This is a genomic window from Alicyclobacillus tolerans (assembly GCF_048984885.1).
GTDB classification, from domain to species: Bacteria; Bacillota; Bacilli; order Alicyclobacillales; family Alicyclobacillaceae; genus Alicyclobacillus_I; species Alicyclobacillus_I tolerans.
The window spans coordinates 1,413,180-1,428,276 of sequence record NZ_JBMGNK010000002.1 but is presented as its reverse complement, the minus strand read 5'-3'; the positions used below and the strand labels follow the sequence as shown (position 1 = coordinate 1,428,276).

At 44.9% G+C, this 15,097-nt stretch carries 19 protein-coding genes; 1 reads left to right on the top strand and 18 read right to left on the bottom strand.

Annotation, left to right across the window (positions count from 1 at the left end; all coding sequences use genetic code 11):
* Positions 1–27: 27 nt before the first annotated feature.
* From pyrR to lspA, 4 genes are all read right to left on the bottom strand, one after another.
* Complete coding sequence (gene pyrR / locus ACOJUR_RS07045) at positions 28–567, bottom strand: bifunctional pyr operon transcriptional regulator/uracil phosphoribosyltransferase PyrR (protein WP_072873791.1); 540 nt, start codon at positions 565–567, stop codon at positions 28–30.
* A gap of 268 nt (positions 568–835) precedes the next feature.
* The gene (locus tag ACOJUR_RS07040) at positions 836–1,372 is read right to left on the bottom strand and encodes a YceI family protein (protein WP_072873790.1); all 537 of its coding nucleotides are present in this window, start codon (positions 1,370–1,372) and stop codon (positions 836–838) included.
* 161 nt (positions 1,373–1,533) lie between these two features.
* Entirely contained in the window at positions 1,534–2,475 is a 942-nt protein-coding gene (locus ACOJUR_RS07035; RefSeq protein WP_420949594.1) for an RluA family pseudouridine synthase, read from the bottom strand.
* Positions 2,475–2,942 (bottom strand): signal peptidase II, encoded by a 468-nt coding sequence (gene lspA / locus ACOJUR_RS07030; protein WP_072873788.1) that lies wholly within the window; start codon positions 2,940–2,942, stop codon positions 2,475–2,477. Before lspA ends, ACOJUR_RS07035 begins: the two co-directional genes overlap by 1 nt.
* Before the next feature lie 127 nt (positions 2,943–3,069).
* On the opposite strand from lspA, the gene comA reads away from it, so the two are divergent.
* Entirely contained in the window at positions 3,070–3,891 is an 822-nt protein-coding gene (gene comA, locus ACOJUR_RS07025) for a phosphosulfolactate synthase (RefSeq protein WP_203114373.1), read from the top strand.
* On the opposite strand, the gene ACOJUR_RS07020 is transcribed toward comA, so the two are convergent.
* The 14 genes from ACOJUR_RS07020 to ACOJUR_RS06955 all read right to left on the bottom strand — a co-directional run bounded on the left by ACOJUR_RS07020 (position 3,881) and on the right by ACOJUR_RS06955 (position 15,096).
* Entirely contained in the window at positions 3,881–4,489 is a 609-nt protein-coding gene (locus ACOJUR_RS07020) for a TraR/DksA C4-type zinc finger protein (protein ID WP_072873786.1), read from the bottom strand. The genes comA and ACOJUR_RS07020 overlap by 11 nt on opposite strands.
* 265 nt (positions 4,490–4,754) lie before the next feature.
* Positions 4,755–5,258 (bottom strand): DivIVA domain-containing protein, encoded by a 504-nt coding sequence (locus tag ACOJUR_RS07015; protein WP_203114375.1) that lies wholly within the window; start codon positions 5,256–5,258, stop codon positions 4,755–4,757.
* A gap of 150 nt (positions 5,259–5,408) precedes the next feature.
* Positions 5,409–6,203, bottom strand: a complete 795-nt coding sequence (locus ACOJUR_RS07010; RefSeq protein ID WP_203114376.1) for a YlmH family RNA-binding protein — start codon at positions 6,201–6,203, stop codon at positions 5,409–5,411.
* Positions 6,204–6,491: a YggT family protein gene (locus ACOJUR_RS07005; RefSeq protein WP_420949593.1), complete on the bottom strand. Its 288-nt coding sequence runs from the start codon at positions 6,489–6,491 to the stop codon at positions 6,204–6,206.
* A complete protein-coding gene (locus ACOJUR_RS07000; protein WP_238413751.1) occupies positions 6,488–7,243 on the bottom strand; it encodes a YggS family pyridoxal phosphate-dependent enzyme in 756 nt (251 codons plus the stop codon). Before ACOJUR_RS07000 ends, ACOJUR_RS07005 begins: the two co-directional genes overlap by 4 nt.
* Before the next feature lie 65 nt (positions 7,244–7,308).
* A complete protein-coding gene (gene pgeF, locus ACOJUR_RS06995; protein WP_420949592.1) occupies positions 7,309–8,124 on the bottom strand; it encodes a peptidoglycan editing factor PgeF in 816 nt (271 codons plus the stop codon).
* Positions 8,125–8,177: 53 nt separating this feature from the next.
* Complete coding sequence (locus tag ACOJUR_RS06990; RefSeq protein ID WP_072873781.1) at positions 8,178–8,471, bottom strand: YlmC/YmxH family sporulation protein; 294 nt, start codon at positions 8,469–8,471, stop codon at positions 8,178–8,180.
* A 67-nt stretch (positions 8,472–8,538) separates the two neighbouring features.
* Positions 8,539–9,318 carry an RNA polymerase sporulation sigma factor SigG gene (gene sigG, locus ACOJUR_RS06985; RefSeq protein ID WP_072873780.1) on the bottom strand — a complete coding sequence of 260 codons (780 nt, stop codon included), beginning with the start codon at positions 9,316–9,318 and terminating at the stop codon, positions 8,539–8,541.
* A gap of 140 nt (positions 9,319–9,458) precedes the next feature.
* Positions 9,459–10,217 carry an RNA polymerase sporulation sigma factor SigE gene (gene sigE / locus ACOJUR_RS06980; protein ID WP_420949591.1) on the bottom strand — a complete coding sequence of 253 codons (759 nt, stop codon included), beginning with the start codon at positions 10,215–10,217 and terminating at the stop codon, positions 9,459–9,461.
* On the bottom strand, positions 10,105–11,148 hold the full coding sequence (gene spoIIGA / locus ACOJUR_RS06975; RefSeq protein WP_420949590.1) for a sigma-E processing peptidase SpoIIGA: 1,044 nt from the start codon (positions 11,146–11,148) through the stop codon (positions 10,105–10,107). The genes sigE and spoIIGA overlap by 113 nt, the downstream gene beginning before the upstream one ends.
* A 198-nt stretch (positions 11,149–11,346) precedes the next feature.
* Positions 11,347–12,465 carry a cell division protein FtsZ gene (gene ftsZ, locus ACOJUR_RS06970; protein ID WP_072873777.1) on the bottom strand — a complete coding sequence of 373 codons (1,119 nt, stop codon included), beginning with the start codon at positions 12,463–12,465 and terminating at the stop codon, positions 11,347–11,349.
* A gap of 141 nt (positions 12,466–12,606) precedes the next feature.
* Positions 12,607–13,836, bottom strand: coding sequence for a cell division protein FtsA (gene ftsA, locus ACOJUR_RS06965; protein WP_072873776.1), 1,230 nt, complete (start codon positions 13,834–13,836; stop codon positions 12,607–12,609).
* Positions 13,837–13,984: 148 nt separating this feature from the next.
* Positions 13,985–14,353 (bottom strand): small basic family protein, encoded by a 369-nt coding sequence (locus ACOJUR_RS06960; RefSeq protein ID WP_072873850.1) that lies wholly within the window; start codon positions 14,351–14,353, stop codon positions 13,985–13,987.
* On the bottom strand, positions 14,353–15,096 hold the full coding sequence (locus ACOJUR_RS06955) for a DUF881 domain-containing protein (RefSeq protein ID WP_238413477.1): 744 nt from the start codon (positions 15,094–15,096) through the stop codon (positions 14,353–14,355). Before ACOJUR_RS06955 ends, ACOJUR_RS06960 begins: the two co-directional genes overlap by 1 nt.
* Position 15,097 lies beyond the last annotated feature (1 nt).

Sequence of the window (15,097 nt, the reverse complement as noted above, 5' to 3'; positions counted from 1 at the left end):
TCGTTTCTCCAAAATCCAGGTAAACTTTTACGGTTTAGCCAACCATATACCGTCTTCGCCGTCGACTTCTTGAAGTTTTACAGATATTCGTTCATCTAACGAGGTTGGTAAATTCTTCCCAACAAAATCAGGCCGAATCGGCAACTCGCGATGACCGCGATCGACCAGAACAGCAAGTTGTACTTGTTGCGCCCGCCCTTTTGTCATTAAAGCATCAAGTGCTGCGCGCACAGTGCGGCCTGTAAACAACACATCATCCACCAGTACAACTTTTTTATCTTGAATTACAGTCTCTGGCGTACTGTGAAGCGTTGCTTGCTGAAATGATAAATGCTCTAAATCGTCACGGAAAGGGCGGACATCCAGAGCAAAGGCATGCGGTCGCTGTTCTTTTTCAATTTCAGCTAACTTATCGGCCAAACGATCGGCCAGCACCCAGCCGCGCGTCAAAATGCCCGCCAAGACCAGTTGACTCAACGTACGATTGCGTTCAAGGATTTCATGAGCAATACGAGTTAAAGAACGATTGACCTGTAGACCGTCCATTAGTTGAATTTGTTGGGCCAAAATTGTCTCTCCTTTCCATAATAAAAGGCTACCCTCCCTGAGGAGGGTAGCCCGGAAATTTTCCACACAGCCGACATTCAAAACTGTGCAGTCCATAAGCTCTCTTGACGAACCCTTCCCAACCTCACAGGATTGGCTTAAAGGCTATAAACATTTCTGCCATCGTATCAATCTATACGTGATTCGTCAAGTATTGGGTTTTACCAAACTCTGCTTCACTTTACAAGTCCGTCTGACTGAAAAAACTGAAAATAAAAGATCTTAGTCTTTATTCAGATTTTTTAACAAACTCAACTTCGATGTTTAATTTAATTGTGTCGCCAATTAATACGCCGCCAGTCTCCAAAGCAGCGTTGTAAGTAAGACCAAAATCTGAACGATTCAGAGAACCGCTACCGACCACACCAATAACTTCATTTCCCCATGGATTTTTAGCTGGGCCGGAAATTTCAACATCCAATGTCAGCGGCTTTGTAACACCAACAATCGTAATTTCACCTTGCAGTTCATGTTTCTCGCCACCCTTATGTTGCAGGTTATGAGCGCGAAATACTATTTCTGGATATTCGTTTACTTTAAAAAAGTCGGCAGAACGCAAATGTTCGTCTCTTTGCGAATTTCTCGTATCAATGCTGTTAGGGTTAATGGTGACAACTATATCTGCGGTTGACAAATCTTCCCCCTCAGTATGGACTGTTGCGTCAAAATCGTTAAATACACCACGTACATTGGATACCATCATATGACGAACACTGAATCCCACATAACTATGTGCTTTATCTAATTCCCAAACTGTTTTTGCCAATCTTCTCTACCTCCTGATCGGAACTTTAATTGAATGGATTTGCATATCTGCATATACACTATAATATTTATAGTAACAAAAAACAAGTTAGAATATAATTTTTTTGCAATTTCTGACCAGAAATGATGAGACAAACCGTTTGCAAGTTTTATTTCTGTCTGTTATGTCTGCAAACCAAGACGTAATTCCATCAATAAACGTTCCATATCCGACGGCAATGGGGATTCAAAACGCATATGTTCACCGCTAGCAGGATGTACAAAGCCTAACTCCTTGGCATGCAGCGCCTGTCCATCAATAGGCAGCGTATGACGCGGACCATAAAGTGGATCTCCCGCTAAGGGATGCCCAATATAAGCCATGTGCACACGAATTTGATGCGTACGCCCGGTTTCCAGACGACAATCCAAGAACGTATACTGTTCGAACCGTTCTTTCACAAAGAAATGCGTAATGGCTGGTTTACCCCCAGCCACTACTGCCAGTCTCTGACGCTGTTTTGGGTCACGACCAATCGGAGCATCAATCGTTCCCTCTTGGTGTGGCAAGACACCGTGCGCAATTGCAGCGTAACTGCGCAACATGGAGTGTGCCTGTAGCTGCAAGGAAAGTTTATGATAAGCCAAATCCGATTTAGCTAAAACCAAAAGACCTGAGGTGTCTTTGTCGATCCGATGAACAACACCTGGCCGCGCTGTACCACCCAGGGCAGAGAGACGAACCCCGAGATAAAGCAAGCCATTGACCAAGGTACCGCTCGGATGCCCGGCTGCTGGGTGGACTACCAATCCACGTTGCTTATTCACAACAACCAGATGTTCATCTTCATAAACTATTTGAATGGATACAGGGTCTGGTTGCAATTCGACTGGTTCCGGCTCTGGCAATTTGATCTGATAGATATGGCCTGTTTCTACAGGATCGCTCGCTTTTACACGACTTTTGCGAGTAGTTTCGATGATGCAGTCATGTTTGATCCACTCCTGAATTTGTGAACGAGAAATATCCATTTCTTCATCTTGCAAAACCTGTACCAGCCACTTGTCCAGACGCAAACCTTCACTCTCTGACTCAACCTGAAAATACAAAACACGATCTTCCATTACTTATCATCCTCGTGGTTAGACAGATTCTCCTTTTTCCCTTGCCAAAAAGTCCGTATAATGAGAAGAATCACACCTGCGTCAATGCAGACATCAGCCAAATTAAAAATAGGAAAATGGATGAACTGCAAATAAACATAGTCGGTTACCTTACCAATAAAAATCCTATCCGACATATTGCCAAGCGCCCCGCCAAGTACGAGGCCCAGCGCAATTCTTATGGAAGGGGAAGGCTTGTACCTAATATCAACATAAATTACGGCTGCAATGACGACAAACGCAACAAGAATAAAAAGCCAAGTGTGATGAGGGAGAATGCTAAAAGCTCCGCCTGGGTTTTGTATATAATCGAGATCGACCCAGGGAGGTAGAACGGGTACCAATTGACCAGGAGTCATATGGGAGCGAACCATCCATTTAATGAGCTGATCGAGGGCAAAAACTAACAAGGCAATTCCGTACAGCATCTGCATCATCCTCTCTGCCGCGCATGTACGGCATCAGCAAGATAGACGCCTCCTTTGGCGAATGTCAAGACCCTTTTTTATGATTTTTGCATAGTTTGAATTATCATGTCGCAGGAGGTCAGTCCACGTGATTTTATCAGAGAAGCGAGCATTTGCTCAAATCATTCAATCCCCCATCCCCAACAGAAAAGAAAAACCTCGCACGGAAGGCCTGACCATGGTCATCGACAAAGGAATGGGCACGCGGGAATTTACCGACTTGATGGAAGTCGCCTCCGCTCATTTAGATATTCTTAAATTTGGCTTTGGTTCCTCCACGCTTTATCCAGAGTCAGTTCTTCGTCAAAAATTGGATATTGCTAAACTCTACAGTGTCTTCACATGTCCAGGCGGCACTCTTGCCGAAATTGCCTATCATCAGAACGCCTTCAAAGAATATCTCCATTACTGTGTAAAACTCGGTTTCACGGCTATGGAAATTTCCGATGGCACGCTTGATATTCCTAGTGAGGACAGGTTGCGCATGATTGAGCAAGCCAAGTCCCAATTGTCGCTCGTTTTGAGCGAGGTAGGAAAAAAACTTACACACGGTGTCGATCCGATTGCACTCGCCAAACAAGTCAAATTAGATCTTTTGGCTGGAGCAGATTATGTGGTTGTTGAAGGACGTGAAAGTGGCGAAAATGCTGGAATGTATGATGGCAGTGGCCATTTGGACGAACTTGTTTTCCAAGAGTTTTTAGCTTGTTTAGATACTTCTGAGCAACAGCGACTGATGTTTGAAGCACCTAAAAAATCACAACAGATCGATTTTATTGAACGGTTTGGAACTCAAGTCAATCTAGGTAACATTGCCCCAGCGGAAACCATTGCTCTGGAATGTCTGCGCCGCGGTCTGCGCAGCGATACATTCGCTTTTGTCAGCTTGCCGAGTGAAGTCAGCGGCTAAGTGTATCACGCCATTCTTCATTAGTTATACCATCTGTCAGCTCTGGACCGATACCTTCCAGCCAGGTCTCGTAGCCAATTGATTCTGGATCGTTGGCGCTTGGCCTGGCATTCATCTGTCCAACTGCTTGCCAACTATCTTCTCCGTCGAATCCCGTTGTGTCTTTATCATCACCTATCAAGCTACCAAAACTATGCGGAAAAACTTCTTCTTCAATTGGACGCGTCCGCCGATGATCGAGATGGTCAATTCGTTCCTGACATTGTATACATGTCAGTGCAAGCGGATACGCTTCTAAACGTTCTTCTGGAATCTCTTGCTGACAAATTGCACATTGGCCATATTCACCATTTTCTATCGCATGTAATGCCCTCTCTATTTGCAACGCATATTCAGAATTGGCTGCCCGCATACCAAGCGCCATTTCTCTATCCAATAGTTCTGTTGCTGCATCAGCTGGATGATTGTCGATCATCGATAATTCAGAAGTTTCATCCCGCTGACTGTCATTCAGACGATTTTGATTTGGATATTCCGCTCGTCCTTCCAGACTTTCTTTCAGAGCTAACAAACGTTGTCTTGCCTTTTCACGATCCATACTGCCTTCCTCCTCCAGAACAGAGTTTACAGCCAAAAGACACCTTACTCCCGCCTTCCATGCTGCCTACAGCGTGTAGTGTGGGATTCTGACGAAGAAGTATACGTAGCCCATAACAGCTTTTTCATGAGCGCCCAGGTTTTTAAATGGATGACCTATAAAAAAGGCTGTCCCTCAGTCATCAACGATGACTTTTGGGACAGCTTTTTTATAGATTGGTTTGATTTCCAGTTCTTCCCGAAAACACAATATAAACGGATACTCTTTAAGACGTAGCTTCGCGAATTTCTAAATCCACCTTCGTCGCGTCTTTGTCAAAATCGCGCCACTCATTGGATTCCAGTAATTCCAACTGAGCTTGAATCAAAGAACGAAATCGAGCTCGAAAAATAGCAGCATGACGTTGAATCTCTTCTACTTCCATGGCCATCTTGCGCGACTTCTGGAGAGCTTCGCTAATGATTCGATCAGCGTTTTTCTCCGACTCTTTAATAATCAACTGCGCCTCTTTTTTAGCGTTGTTTTTTACTTCCTCAGCTGTTTCCTGGGCGATGATAATGGACTTGCTCAAACTTTCCTCAATATTCGTAAAATGCTGCAGACGCTCATTCAATTGCTCTATTTTTTCTTCCAATTCCTTGTTAGTGCGAATCAATCCTTCATAATCTTGTATGATTCGTTCAAGAAAATCGTCTACTTCATCTTCATCATACCCACGAAAAGAACGACTAAACTCTTTATTGTGAATATCTAATGGCGACAACGGCATGATAACACCCCCGAAAACTGCATCTAATCATCAAAACACTGGAAAATTTAGCGAAACAAACATGACAGGTTATCGATTGAGTCCGCTTGTCTGTTTCGACACCAACCCACAATCTCCTTCCAAAAACGACAAATTCAACGATTTAACTTTTTAAGCCTTGTCACGCAATGTAGCAACGGACAGCCAAAGACGATTACTTTTGCTCTTCCCCGTCACCTCTCCTATTTGAATTCTGCCAAAACCTCGCACAGAAACGCGATCGCCCGCTTCCAACAGTTCTTCAGGCTTGTAGGCTACCAAACTATTGACGAATATTTGCTGACTCAAAATGGCTTCTTTTGTCTTGTTTCGTGACCAATGACACACCTCGGACACTACTGCATCGAGACGACAGGAATTGACGCTAATGGATTTCCACTCGTAACTATCGCGCTCGATAAGTGGAGTTTGATACAAAAGCATTACGTCTACATTTTGCGGTCCAACCTTGTGAAGATGTTGATAGGCATACTCTGCCATGGAGGATGTCAACACAGCCGCATATCCAGTATGATCTTTCAACGAAACTACGTCACCTAATACTTTGCGCTCTATACCAAGACCAAGCAAAGAACCCAGCACAGAACGGTGTGTCAAACGTTCCTGCGGAGATATGGGACGGATGGTCAACCAGCGCAAAGAAAAATCCTCTTCCGTAGGATACCAATTTTCCGGCATGATACACGCTCGCTGCCGTTCAGCATCAGGAAAACCTCCTGAAAATTCCACCCATGCAGCTTGGCGATTGACGACACTTTGCAAAAGAAATTGCTCGCGAGGACTGAGGAAATCTGTTAACCACATCATACGCCTGTTCAATGAGCGAGATACCCACTCTTCAGCTTGACGGACAAAAGGGCGTTCACTGGGTCTAGCCCACTCTGTATCCACTTTCCCTTCTGTCATTTAAACAAGTCCTCCTAGCATATTTGACAATGCGGAAAAAATGAGTGACTGAATGACAAAATAGACAATAACAGCTACAATACTCGACCAATCCAGCAGAATACCTCCTACCTGTATAGGTCGCAATAATCTTTGAAAAGGGGCGTAATACGGCTGACTTAATTGCCGCAAAATATTAACGAGTGGATTGGTTTGAAGTTCTGGAAACCAACTGGCTACAGCGCTCGCAATCAGGACGATGAAATAAGCGGAAAATAAAAAATGAACCATTTGAACCAGCAAAGTCACCTGGATTCGCCACCCTCTGGAGTGTCTTCTAGAGAAACCAATTGTCGTCCTATTCTTAAATGTGTAGCTCCTTCTGCAATTGCCAACTCGTAATCATTCGACATGCCCATGGAAAGATATTGTAAATTTCCCCAAGACAATCTTTCTCTTTCCTCCCCTAGAAGATTGGCTAAGCCACGGAAAGTGCGGCGAATTTCAATAGAATCCCTCGTCAACGGGGCCATCGTCATGAGACCCACAACGCGAAGAAATTTATAGTTTTGTAACTTTTGCAGCAAAAGGTGCAAGTTTTCTGGATGCACCCCATGTTTCTGAGGCTCTCCCGATACATTGACTTGCACAAACGCCTCCATATGCTTTCCGAGAGAAGTAAGTATTTGCTCAAATTGTTCTGCATGTTCTGCATCTTCAAGTGCATGTACAACTGAAAACGCTGATGCAATCGATTTGATTTTATTCGATTGAAGAGGACCTATAAAATGCCATCTTACTCTGGCCGCAAAAGGATGGACAAGTTTTTCACGAGCAACTTGCCAACGATTTTCCGCCATATCCTGGATGCCCAACGTTAGCAAGTGTTCAGCGAGAACTGGTGAAGCTGTTTTGGTGACCGCAATTAATCGAATATCTTCTGGATTTCTCCCAGCTGATTCAGCCGTTTTAGCAATGCGTTCACGTATGGCTGTCAAACGATTGTTCAACTCTAGGTGCTGACTTTGAGAGAAATGTAAGCGCTCATGATCGTTTTGCACCAACCGACTGCCACTCCTCAATATCCAGAATATAATTCTCAATGACAGAATAACCACTATTAGGATTATTGAGCTGATTGGATTGCAATAGCAGCCAACATTCGCCCCGTTTGTCCACGTTCTGCCCGATACGAAAAAAGAACATCTGTCCGACATGCTGTACAAACACCTGTATCTTGGATTCTCTCTGCTCGTACACCATATTTCAATAGGCTATAGCGAATGGCATGTTGCAAAGAAAGCATATAGTGACCTGGACGCTGGCTGGGAGAAAAAATTGTATCTGGAAAGGTCGGCGAGAACGCGTTACGTACACGCTCATCCACCTCATAACAGCAACGTCGTATGGAAGGTCCTAGAACAGCGTACACTTGCTGAGCTTGCGTGGCAAAATGTTGTTGCATGACTGCCAGTGTACATTGAACAATTTGTTCTGCAGTGCCTTTCCATCCTGAGTGAACCGCTGCAATCACACGAGAAATCGGATCAAACAGAAGCACAGGAACGCAGTCAGCTACTAATATGGCAAGTGCCAAATCTTTTTCAGCGGTAACTAATGCATCCGCCCCCGTTACTGCTGTATCCTGGCCAAAAGCGCCACTCCCTGCATCTTTTGCCCCCACCACCTCAACACGATGGCCATGTACTTGCTCGGCAAATACAAACTTTTCAAGAGGAATGCCAAACCTTTGCGCTACCAAACGACGATTCTCCACAACGTGATTGGGAGAGTCAGACACATGTAAACCCATATTGAGACTCTCAAAAGGCGGATGGGATACCCCACCTAAGCGAAAAGTAAAGGCAGCTTTCACGATTGCAGGAAAGATATCGGGAAAAATCCAGAACTGATGATTTCGTTGATACCAGTGACGATACATGTCTTGTCCTCCTGACAATATCATAACAAAAAACCGGCGCCTTGACTTCTCAGTCAATAGCCACCGGTTGAACGACGTACTGAATCGTGCGGAAGATAATAAGCTGTCTCATGTGCGGGACGTAAATCCACTAAAATAACGTCAGAGCCGATTTTAACAATTTGATTCCAGGGAATCACATAATCCTGGCCACCACCGACCATTCCAAAAAAGCGGCCAGCTACGGGAATAATGATGCTGTGAATTAATCCACTTTCCGGATCAATATCCAAATCGCCAATCGTCCCAAGACGTTTTCCGTCTCCTACATTGACGACATCTTTCGACTGCAAATCGGAAATACGCATTCCCGGTCGCCGCCTTCCCCTCTCTTCAAACCTTGCTTATTCATATATATGAAGGGGACTGTCAATATTACGACTGGACATGCTTATTCATTCGATGTATTGCGTTTTTTTCCAAACGAGAAACTTGAGCCTGAGAAATCCCTATTTCATCCGCCACTTCCATTTGTGTTTTTCCCTCGTAAAATCGCATGGCGAGAATTTTTTGCTCGCGTTCGGAAAGCTTATTTAACGCTTCACGCACCGCAATTTCCTCTACCCAGGAAGAATCTTTGTTTTTTTCATCATGAATCTGATCCATGACGTATATCGGATCGCCACCATCATGATAAATCGGTTCAAACATAGATACCGGGTCTTGAATAGCGTCTAATGCAAAGACTACGTCTTCTTTCGCCACCTCCATTTTTTCCGCAATTTCCTGAATGGTAGGTTCACGCAAATTCGCGTTCGTGAGAGCATCACGTACTTGCAGAGCCTTATACGCTATGTCTCTGAGCGATCGCGATACACGAATAGGATTATTGTCCCGCAAATAACGCCGAATTTCGCCAACAATCATGGGTACAGCGTAAGTTGAAAAACGCACATTTTGACTGAGATCAAAATTGTCTATCGCTTTCATGAGTCCGATACAACCTACTTGAAACAAATCATCCACATATTCGCCACGGTTGTTGAAGCGTTGAATCACTGAGAGCACCAAACGCAAGTTGCCATTAACCAGTATTTCTCTTGCTGCCAGTTCGCCGTTCTGCAAACGCGTGAACAATTCCCGCATCTCTGCATTACTGAGAACGGGCAACTGTGAAGTGTTGACTCCGCAGATTTCCACTTTGTTGCGCTTCAACCCAGTCTCCCCCTAAGATGCAATCCAAGCTACGTCTGGTTCGGGTTCGTTGATGCTGCCAACGTGATTTCAGTATTTCCCGGACCTGCAAATGTATGCACTGAAGGGTTGGACTGGCAGAACTGTAAGTCTAATTTTCCTTACATCATGCGGTTAAATTCTTTTTGCAATCGTTTTAAAATTCTTTTTTCCAACCGAGAAATATACGACTGCGAAATGCCCAGCAAGTCAGCGACATCTTTTTGAGTCATTTCTTTACCGGTTTTTAAACCAAATCGAAGTTCCATGATTTTCTTTTCGCGTTCATTCAATTTTTCCAAAGCGTCATAAAGTAACTCACGATCAACCTCGTCTTCCAGATTGCGAGTAATGGTATCACTCTCTGTTCCCAGCACATCGGAAAGCAATAATTCATTGCCATCCCAATCCACATTGAGCGGTTCGTCAAAAGAAACTTCTGAACGTAATTTGTTGTTACGACGCAAAAACATTAATATTTCATTTTCGATACAACGAGAAGCGTAAGTTGCGAGTTTGATTTTTTTGAGCGGATCAAACGTATTCACAGCTTTGATGAGACCAATGGTTCCAATCGATACTAAATCTTCAATATTCACGCCTGTATTTTCAAATTTGCGCGCAATGTAAACAACCAGTCGCAAATTTCTTTCAATCAGTAAAGAACGGGCTGCACTGTCACCTGATGGCAAGCGCAAAAGCAAAACTTCTTCTTCTTCGCGTGTGAGCGGCGGTGGTAAAGCTTCACTGCCTCCTACATAGTAAACTTCATCCGCTGTGCCGAGCAGACGGATTTTGATGCGCGTCCACAAAAGACGCAGGCGAATGCGCAAGCGCAGCAGTTCCGAACGTTTTAGAAACCATCTCTTCAATGCGTTCATCTCCTGATAAAATTTGCGGATTCAAAATCGCTTGAAACGTTCCTTCACGGCTGAGTTCTGCAACCGAGAGCGCCAACCACGGAATCTGCGGAACAGATAATTTCTCCCCGTTACAAACGACATACAATGCGTCCGGACGCAGACAAAGTGCAAGATTAGATTGACCACCAGCCACACGATAGGGAACTAACGCAAACGCGAGAGTACCCGCTTCATGGTCGCCAAGCGCTGCTAGCGCGTTGACAGGGTCTTGTCCGGCTTGTAAGGCTGCTGAAAGAGGGGAAGGCAATACAGATTGCAAGAGTTTGTAATCCATAAAACAAACAGGTTGACGAGTAACTGGATCGGACAAGTGATTTCCTGTGTCAAGCAAAGCTTGAAAGGAAAAATCTTGTCCCTGAACAGTAACTTGCATACTCAGCACATGCATGCTTGCCAATTTCCAAGTACGAATTCGTTGAATCGTATGTTGCACAAGTCCAATAGACACTGGCACCGCTACGAGCAAGGCAAGAATGGTTCCACTAGTGCCAAATGCTATTCCACGGTTGGTGATGACGGTACCCGATGCCAGCGAGACACCCGGAACTGCAAAATGCAACGCAAGCGCAGCACCAGCCATCAAAAAAGTGACAAAATACAGTCCCAAACAACTACGAGCTAAGTCAAACCAGTTACGCCTGCCAATTCCAATCCAAACCATCAGCAGTGAAGCTAAAACTTTACCCAACAACGATGTTGTAAACGATAGAGAAGGAATAAACAGGAACAGTGAATAAAATGCGCCAAACAACGCGCCAAGGAGCAGCCGTTTCCAACGCACCGGTCGTCGGATGACAAATAACGTCATCCATAAAAGGACGCCATCCATCACAAAGTTCAATAGCCAAACTATGTCTAGATAAATGACAGGAATGGCCACATCCGTCACCTCGACTTGTGATGTGACCCAGTATACTTTAGGTCTATTAAAAAAAATGTCGGAACATGATTGAAGAAAGAGAGAAAGTTTTGTCGAATGGATGAGGATATTTAGAATTGAAAAAGACCGCCGTTTGGCGGTCATGAGAAGTTGGATAAGAAAACTTACTTAAAGGTAAACAAAATGAGAGTGGACATTGAGGACCCATTAACGGTCCCGACCTATTTTACCTTCACGACGGCGAATAAAAGCTGGTACATCCCAACCGTTGCTCGATGGAGGAATATTGCTGCTAGTAGCAGCAATGTCGGAAAGCGCACTCGAGGGACGGGGAGAATTCTCACGCAGTTGATGAGAGGTTTGAGCACTAGCGTGATTTTCAAAACCTGTGGCAATCACCGTAACAATAATTTCGTCATCTAATTCCGGATCAATAGCCGCTCCAAAAATCATATTGACATCAGGATCAGCTGTTGTAGAAACAATATCTGCCGCTTCATTAACTTCCCAGAGACTGAGATTCGTACCACCAGCTACGTGCATGAGTACTCCTCGAGCACCATCAATTGAGGTTTCTAAAAGCGGACTGGAAATTGCTTTTTTGGCAGCCTCTGTTGCCCGATTTTCCCCAGAAGCAATTCCTATTCCCATCAAAGCAGAACCACGCTCCGTCATAATGGCTTTGACATCGGCAAAGTCGACATTGATGAGCGCAGGAGTAGCAATCAAATCAGAAATACCGGATACACCTTGACGCAACACGTTATCTGCTTCTCGGAAAGCTTCCAAAACCGGCGTATTGCGATCTACGATTTCCAAAAGACGATCGTTCGGAATGACAATAAGCGTATCTACTTTTTCTTTTAACTGCGAAACACCTTGCTCTGCCTGCATCATACGTTTTTTTTGCTCAAAGCGGAAAGGCTTTGTTACCACGCCAACGGTAAGAGCGCCCAGTTCTTTAGCAATCTCGGCAATAACAGGCGCAGCGCCAGTTCCGGTACCGCCTCCCATACCTGCGGTAACAAACACCATATCCGCCCCACGTAAAGCGTTAGCCAAATGCTCTCTGCTTTCTTCTGCAGCTTTCTTTCCAATTTCCGGATTAGCACCCGCACCGAGGCCGCGCGTCAATTTTTCTCCAATCTGCAATCGCGTTTCTGCCTTAGCAAGCTTTAGCGCCTGAGCATCCGTGTTGACGACAATAAATTCTACACCTTTCACACCTGACTCAATCATTCGATTTACAGCATTGCAACCGCCACCGCCAACACCAATGACTTTAATATTGGCAAGCGCATCCGTCTCAAAATCAAATTCCAGCATGCCTGCTCCTCCTCGCTTCGGAGGCCATCTCCTCAGGAGACCAGACCCCTCGCTTCGCGTTGTAGAAAGTCATCTACTTTCTACGCCATAGTTTTGATAATCTTGGTATTTTAAAAAGCATTGAATTGAATGAATAGCTTATTAAATAAAATCGCGCCACCAATCTTTAATACGCGCCATTAAACCACCGCCTGTCCGAACCGGACGGGAAGCAGTGCCCGCTTCCGCAGGTTGTGAACGAAAATGCGAACGCATAGCATAAGAAAGAATACCTACCCCGTTGATAAACGACGGATCGCGCACACCAAGATACTCAGGCACAGCTACACGAACAGGAGCATTCAACTCTTCTGACGCTAATTTTCCCGCACCTGGCATGGCCATAACTCCACCATGGAAAACATACCCGCCTGGCAATTCATGGCTGTATCCTAATTTTTCAACTTCCTTGCGAACCAATGCAAAAATTTCCTGCATACGCGGCTCTATAATGGTTGCCAAATCGTACTGTGTAAACTGCACTTCCTGATTGCTACCCATGCGTGGAACGCGAAATTGTTCATGATCGGAAGCCTCTGCAACCAATGCGCAAGCATGCTGCAATTTGACCTGCTCGGCGGCTGTAGTCTGTGTGCGCAACCCAATGGCAATGTCATGTGTGACATAATCGCCACCCATTGGAATAATGCTGGTTCCTGCCAAAATACCATTATCAAAAATAGACACTGTTGTTGCCCCAGCTCCTACATCTACCAGTGCTACACCGAGCTTTCGCTCATCAGATGTCAGAGCTACATGACTGGCCGCCAAAGGCAGTAGAACAAGATTTGCTACCTCGATACCGGCGCGTTCCACACAGCGAACGACATTATGGATAGCCGTACGGCTGCCTGTAATCAGATAGGCGTCTACCTCCAAACGTACACCAAGCATACCACGCGGATCGACAATTCCTCGCAAACCATCGACAATATATTCTTTAGCTACAACATCGATAATTTCCCGTTCTGGCGGCAATGCAATAACACGCGCCTGTTGCAATACCCGTTCAATATCCTCTTCACCAATTTCTCGATCTACAGAGGACACAGCAACAACGCCATGACTGGATTGCAACTGAATATGATTACCAGAAACTCCAACATACGCCGCTGCAATATGGATGCCAACCATGCGCTCCGCATGTTCGACCGCTTCGCGAATGGACTCAACTGTCAAATCTATATCAACAATGGAACCGTGGCGAATCCCTTCGCCTTCTGCGGAACCGACTCCTATTACATTCAAGCTGTTTCCATTCGACTCTCCTATAATCGCGCGAACTTTTGAAGTGCCAATATCTAAACTAACAATATAATCTCCTTTGGCCAAACGTGGCACCTCCTGAGAGCCGTAGACTGCATCTCATTTCTCATTCAACATATTTTCCGACAATCCTCTATCATTGAAAAACTTTTTCAATGGTTTCTTCAGCAATATTAGGTAATTTACCTAATCATACCATCTTTAAGTTGTACGTTCATGATGTCGTATTGAACCGCCGCCGACGTTTGGCGCGAATTTGCGTAACCACCAAACGGCGAATGACAGCGATATTTTGAAAAAGTCGAACACCAAAAGCTACAACTGCGGCCAGATATAAATCTACGCCCAGTTGCACACCAATGAAAGCAAGCAATGCTGCCACAAAGATATTGGTAAAAAATCCGGTGAGAAAAACAACATCGTCAAACGTTTTCTCTAAGTTCGCACGAATACCTCCGAATACGGTGTCGAGAGCAGCAAGAATGGCAATGGACAAATAACTGGAATACTCTACAGGAATTGTCCAATTGGACACCAGTCCAACCGCGGCTCCAATCAACAAACCTAAAATCGGCAACCAAATCATGAGCCTGTAACCTCCTTCGCCCAAGTTCCTGGGAGCGGTCCGGTATAAGCTGGTACTGTCAAAGCGTTTTTTCCTGTATACGCCTTGACAATAAACGCCTCACCCATCGCCTCCATATATGCCTGCAAATTGTATACAGACAAAGTGGCTTTCATATCGTCCACATTACCAATCGCAGTAATGACATATGGCATAGCAACAGGATGCGTGTTGATTTGCAGACCCCCCAGACCATCAAGTCCAATGACCAAACGAATGGAGGAGGTAGTCACCAGTCTCTGTCCATTAATAGAAATTGCACTAGCACCATTGGAGAAAAGATAGTTGACAATCAACTGAATCCACTGATCGGATTCTTTATAGAAGTCTCCTGCAAACTGTGGATCAAAGGGCAAGTTTGGATCGTTTTCAATCGTAATCGTAATACCTGGACCCGAAAAAGGGGCCGTCCCTGCTTCTTCCGCCAATGTATGGGCGTCTGCCGCCAACGCCGCTTTCATTTCTTGCTTGCTGCCTTCTGCTGCCCTGTATTCAGCAATTTGCGCAGCTTCTTTAGAAATCTCCTCTTCCAAAATCCGATGCTCTTGCGCCTGTTCGGTGAGTTGAGTCTGGACGCTCACATAATTATTCGAAGATGATTTGGACGATCCCGATAGATTTGAAGTAATCTGAACCGTCAGGGCAAATCCCAACAAAGCTGCGACGCCAGTGCTTGTCCAAGTCATGGTAGAAATCTTCACA

What these genes read in the sequence shown, in the direction of transcription:
- ACOJUR_RS07035 (WP_420949594.1), bottom strand. Translation starts at nt 2,475, where the DNA reads ATGGAAGATCGTGTTTTGTATTTTCAGGTTGAGTCAGAGAGTGAAGGT.
- lspA (WP_072873788.1), bottom strand. Translation starts at nt 2,942, where the DNA reads ATGCTGTACGGAATTGCCTTGTTAGTTTTTGCCCTCGATCAGCTCATT.
- ACOJUR_RS07020 (WP_072873786.1), bottom strand. Translation starts at nt 4,489, where the DNA reads ATGGATCGTGAAAAGGCAAGACAACGTTTGTTAGCTCTGAAAGAAAGT.
- ACOJUR_RS07015 (WP_203114375.1), bottom strand. Translation starts at nt 5,258, where the DNA reads ATGCCGTTGTCGCCATTAGATATTCACAATAAAGAGTTTAGTCGTTCT.
- ACOJUR_RS07010 (WP_203114376.1), bottom strand. Translation starts at nt 6,203, where the DNA reads ATGACAGAAGGGAAAGTGGATACAGAGTGGGCTAGACCCAGTGAACGC.
- pgeF (WP_420949592.1), bottom strand. Translation starts at nt 8,124, where the DNA reads ATGTATCGTCACTGGTATCAACGAAATCATCAGTTCTGGATTTTTCCC.
- ACOJUR_RS06990 (WP_072873781.1), bottom strand. Translation starts at nt 8,471, where the DNA reads ATGCGTATTTCCGATTTGCAGTCGAAAGATGTCGTCAATGTAGGAGAC.
- sigE (WP_420949591.1), bottom strand. Translation starts at nt 10,217, where the DNA reads ATGAACGCATTGAAGAGATGGTTTCTAAAACGTTCGGAACTGCTGCGC.
- ftsZ (WP_072873777.1), bottom strand. Translation starts at nt 12,465, where the DNA reads ATGCTGGAATTTGATTTTGAGACGGATGCGCTTGCCAATATTAAAGTC.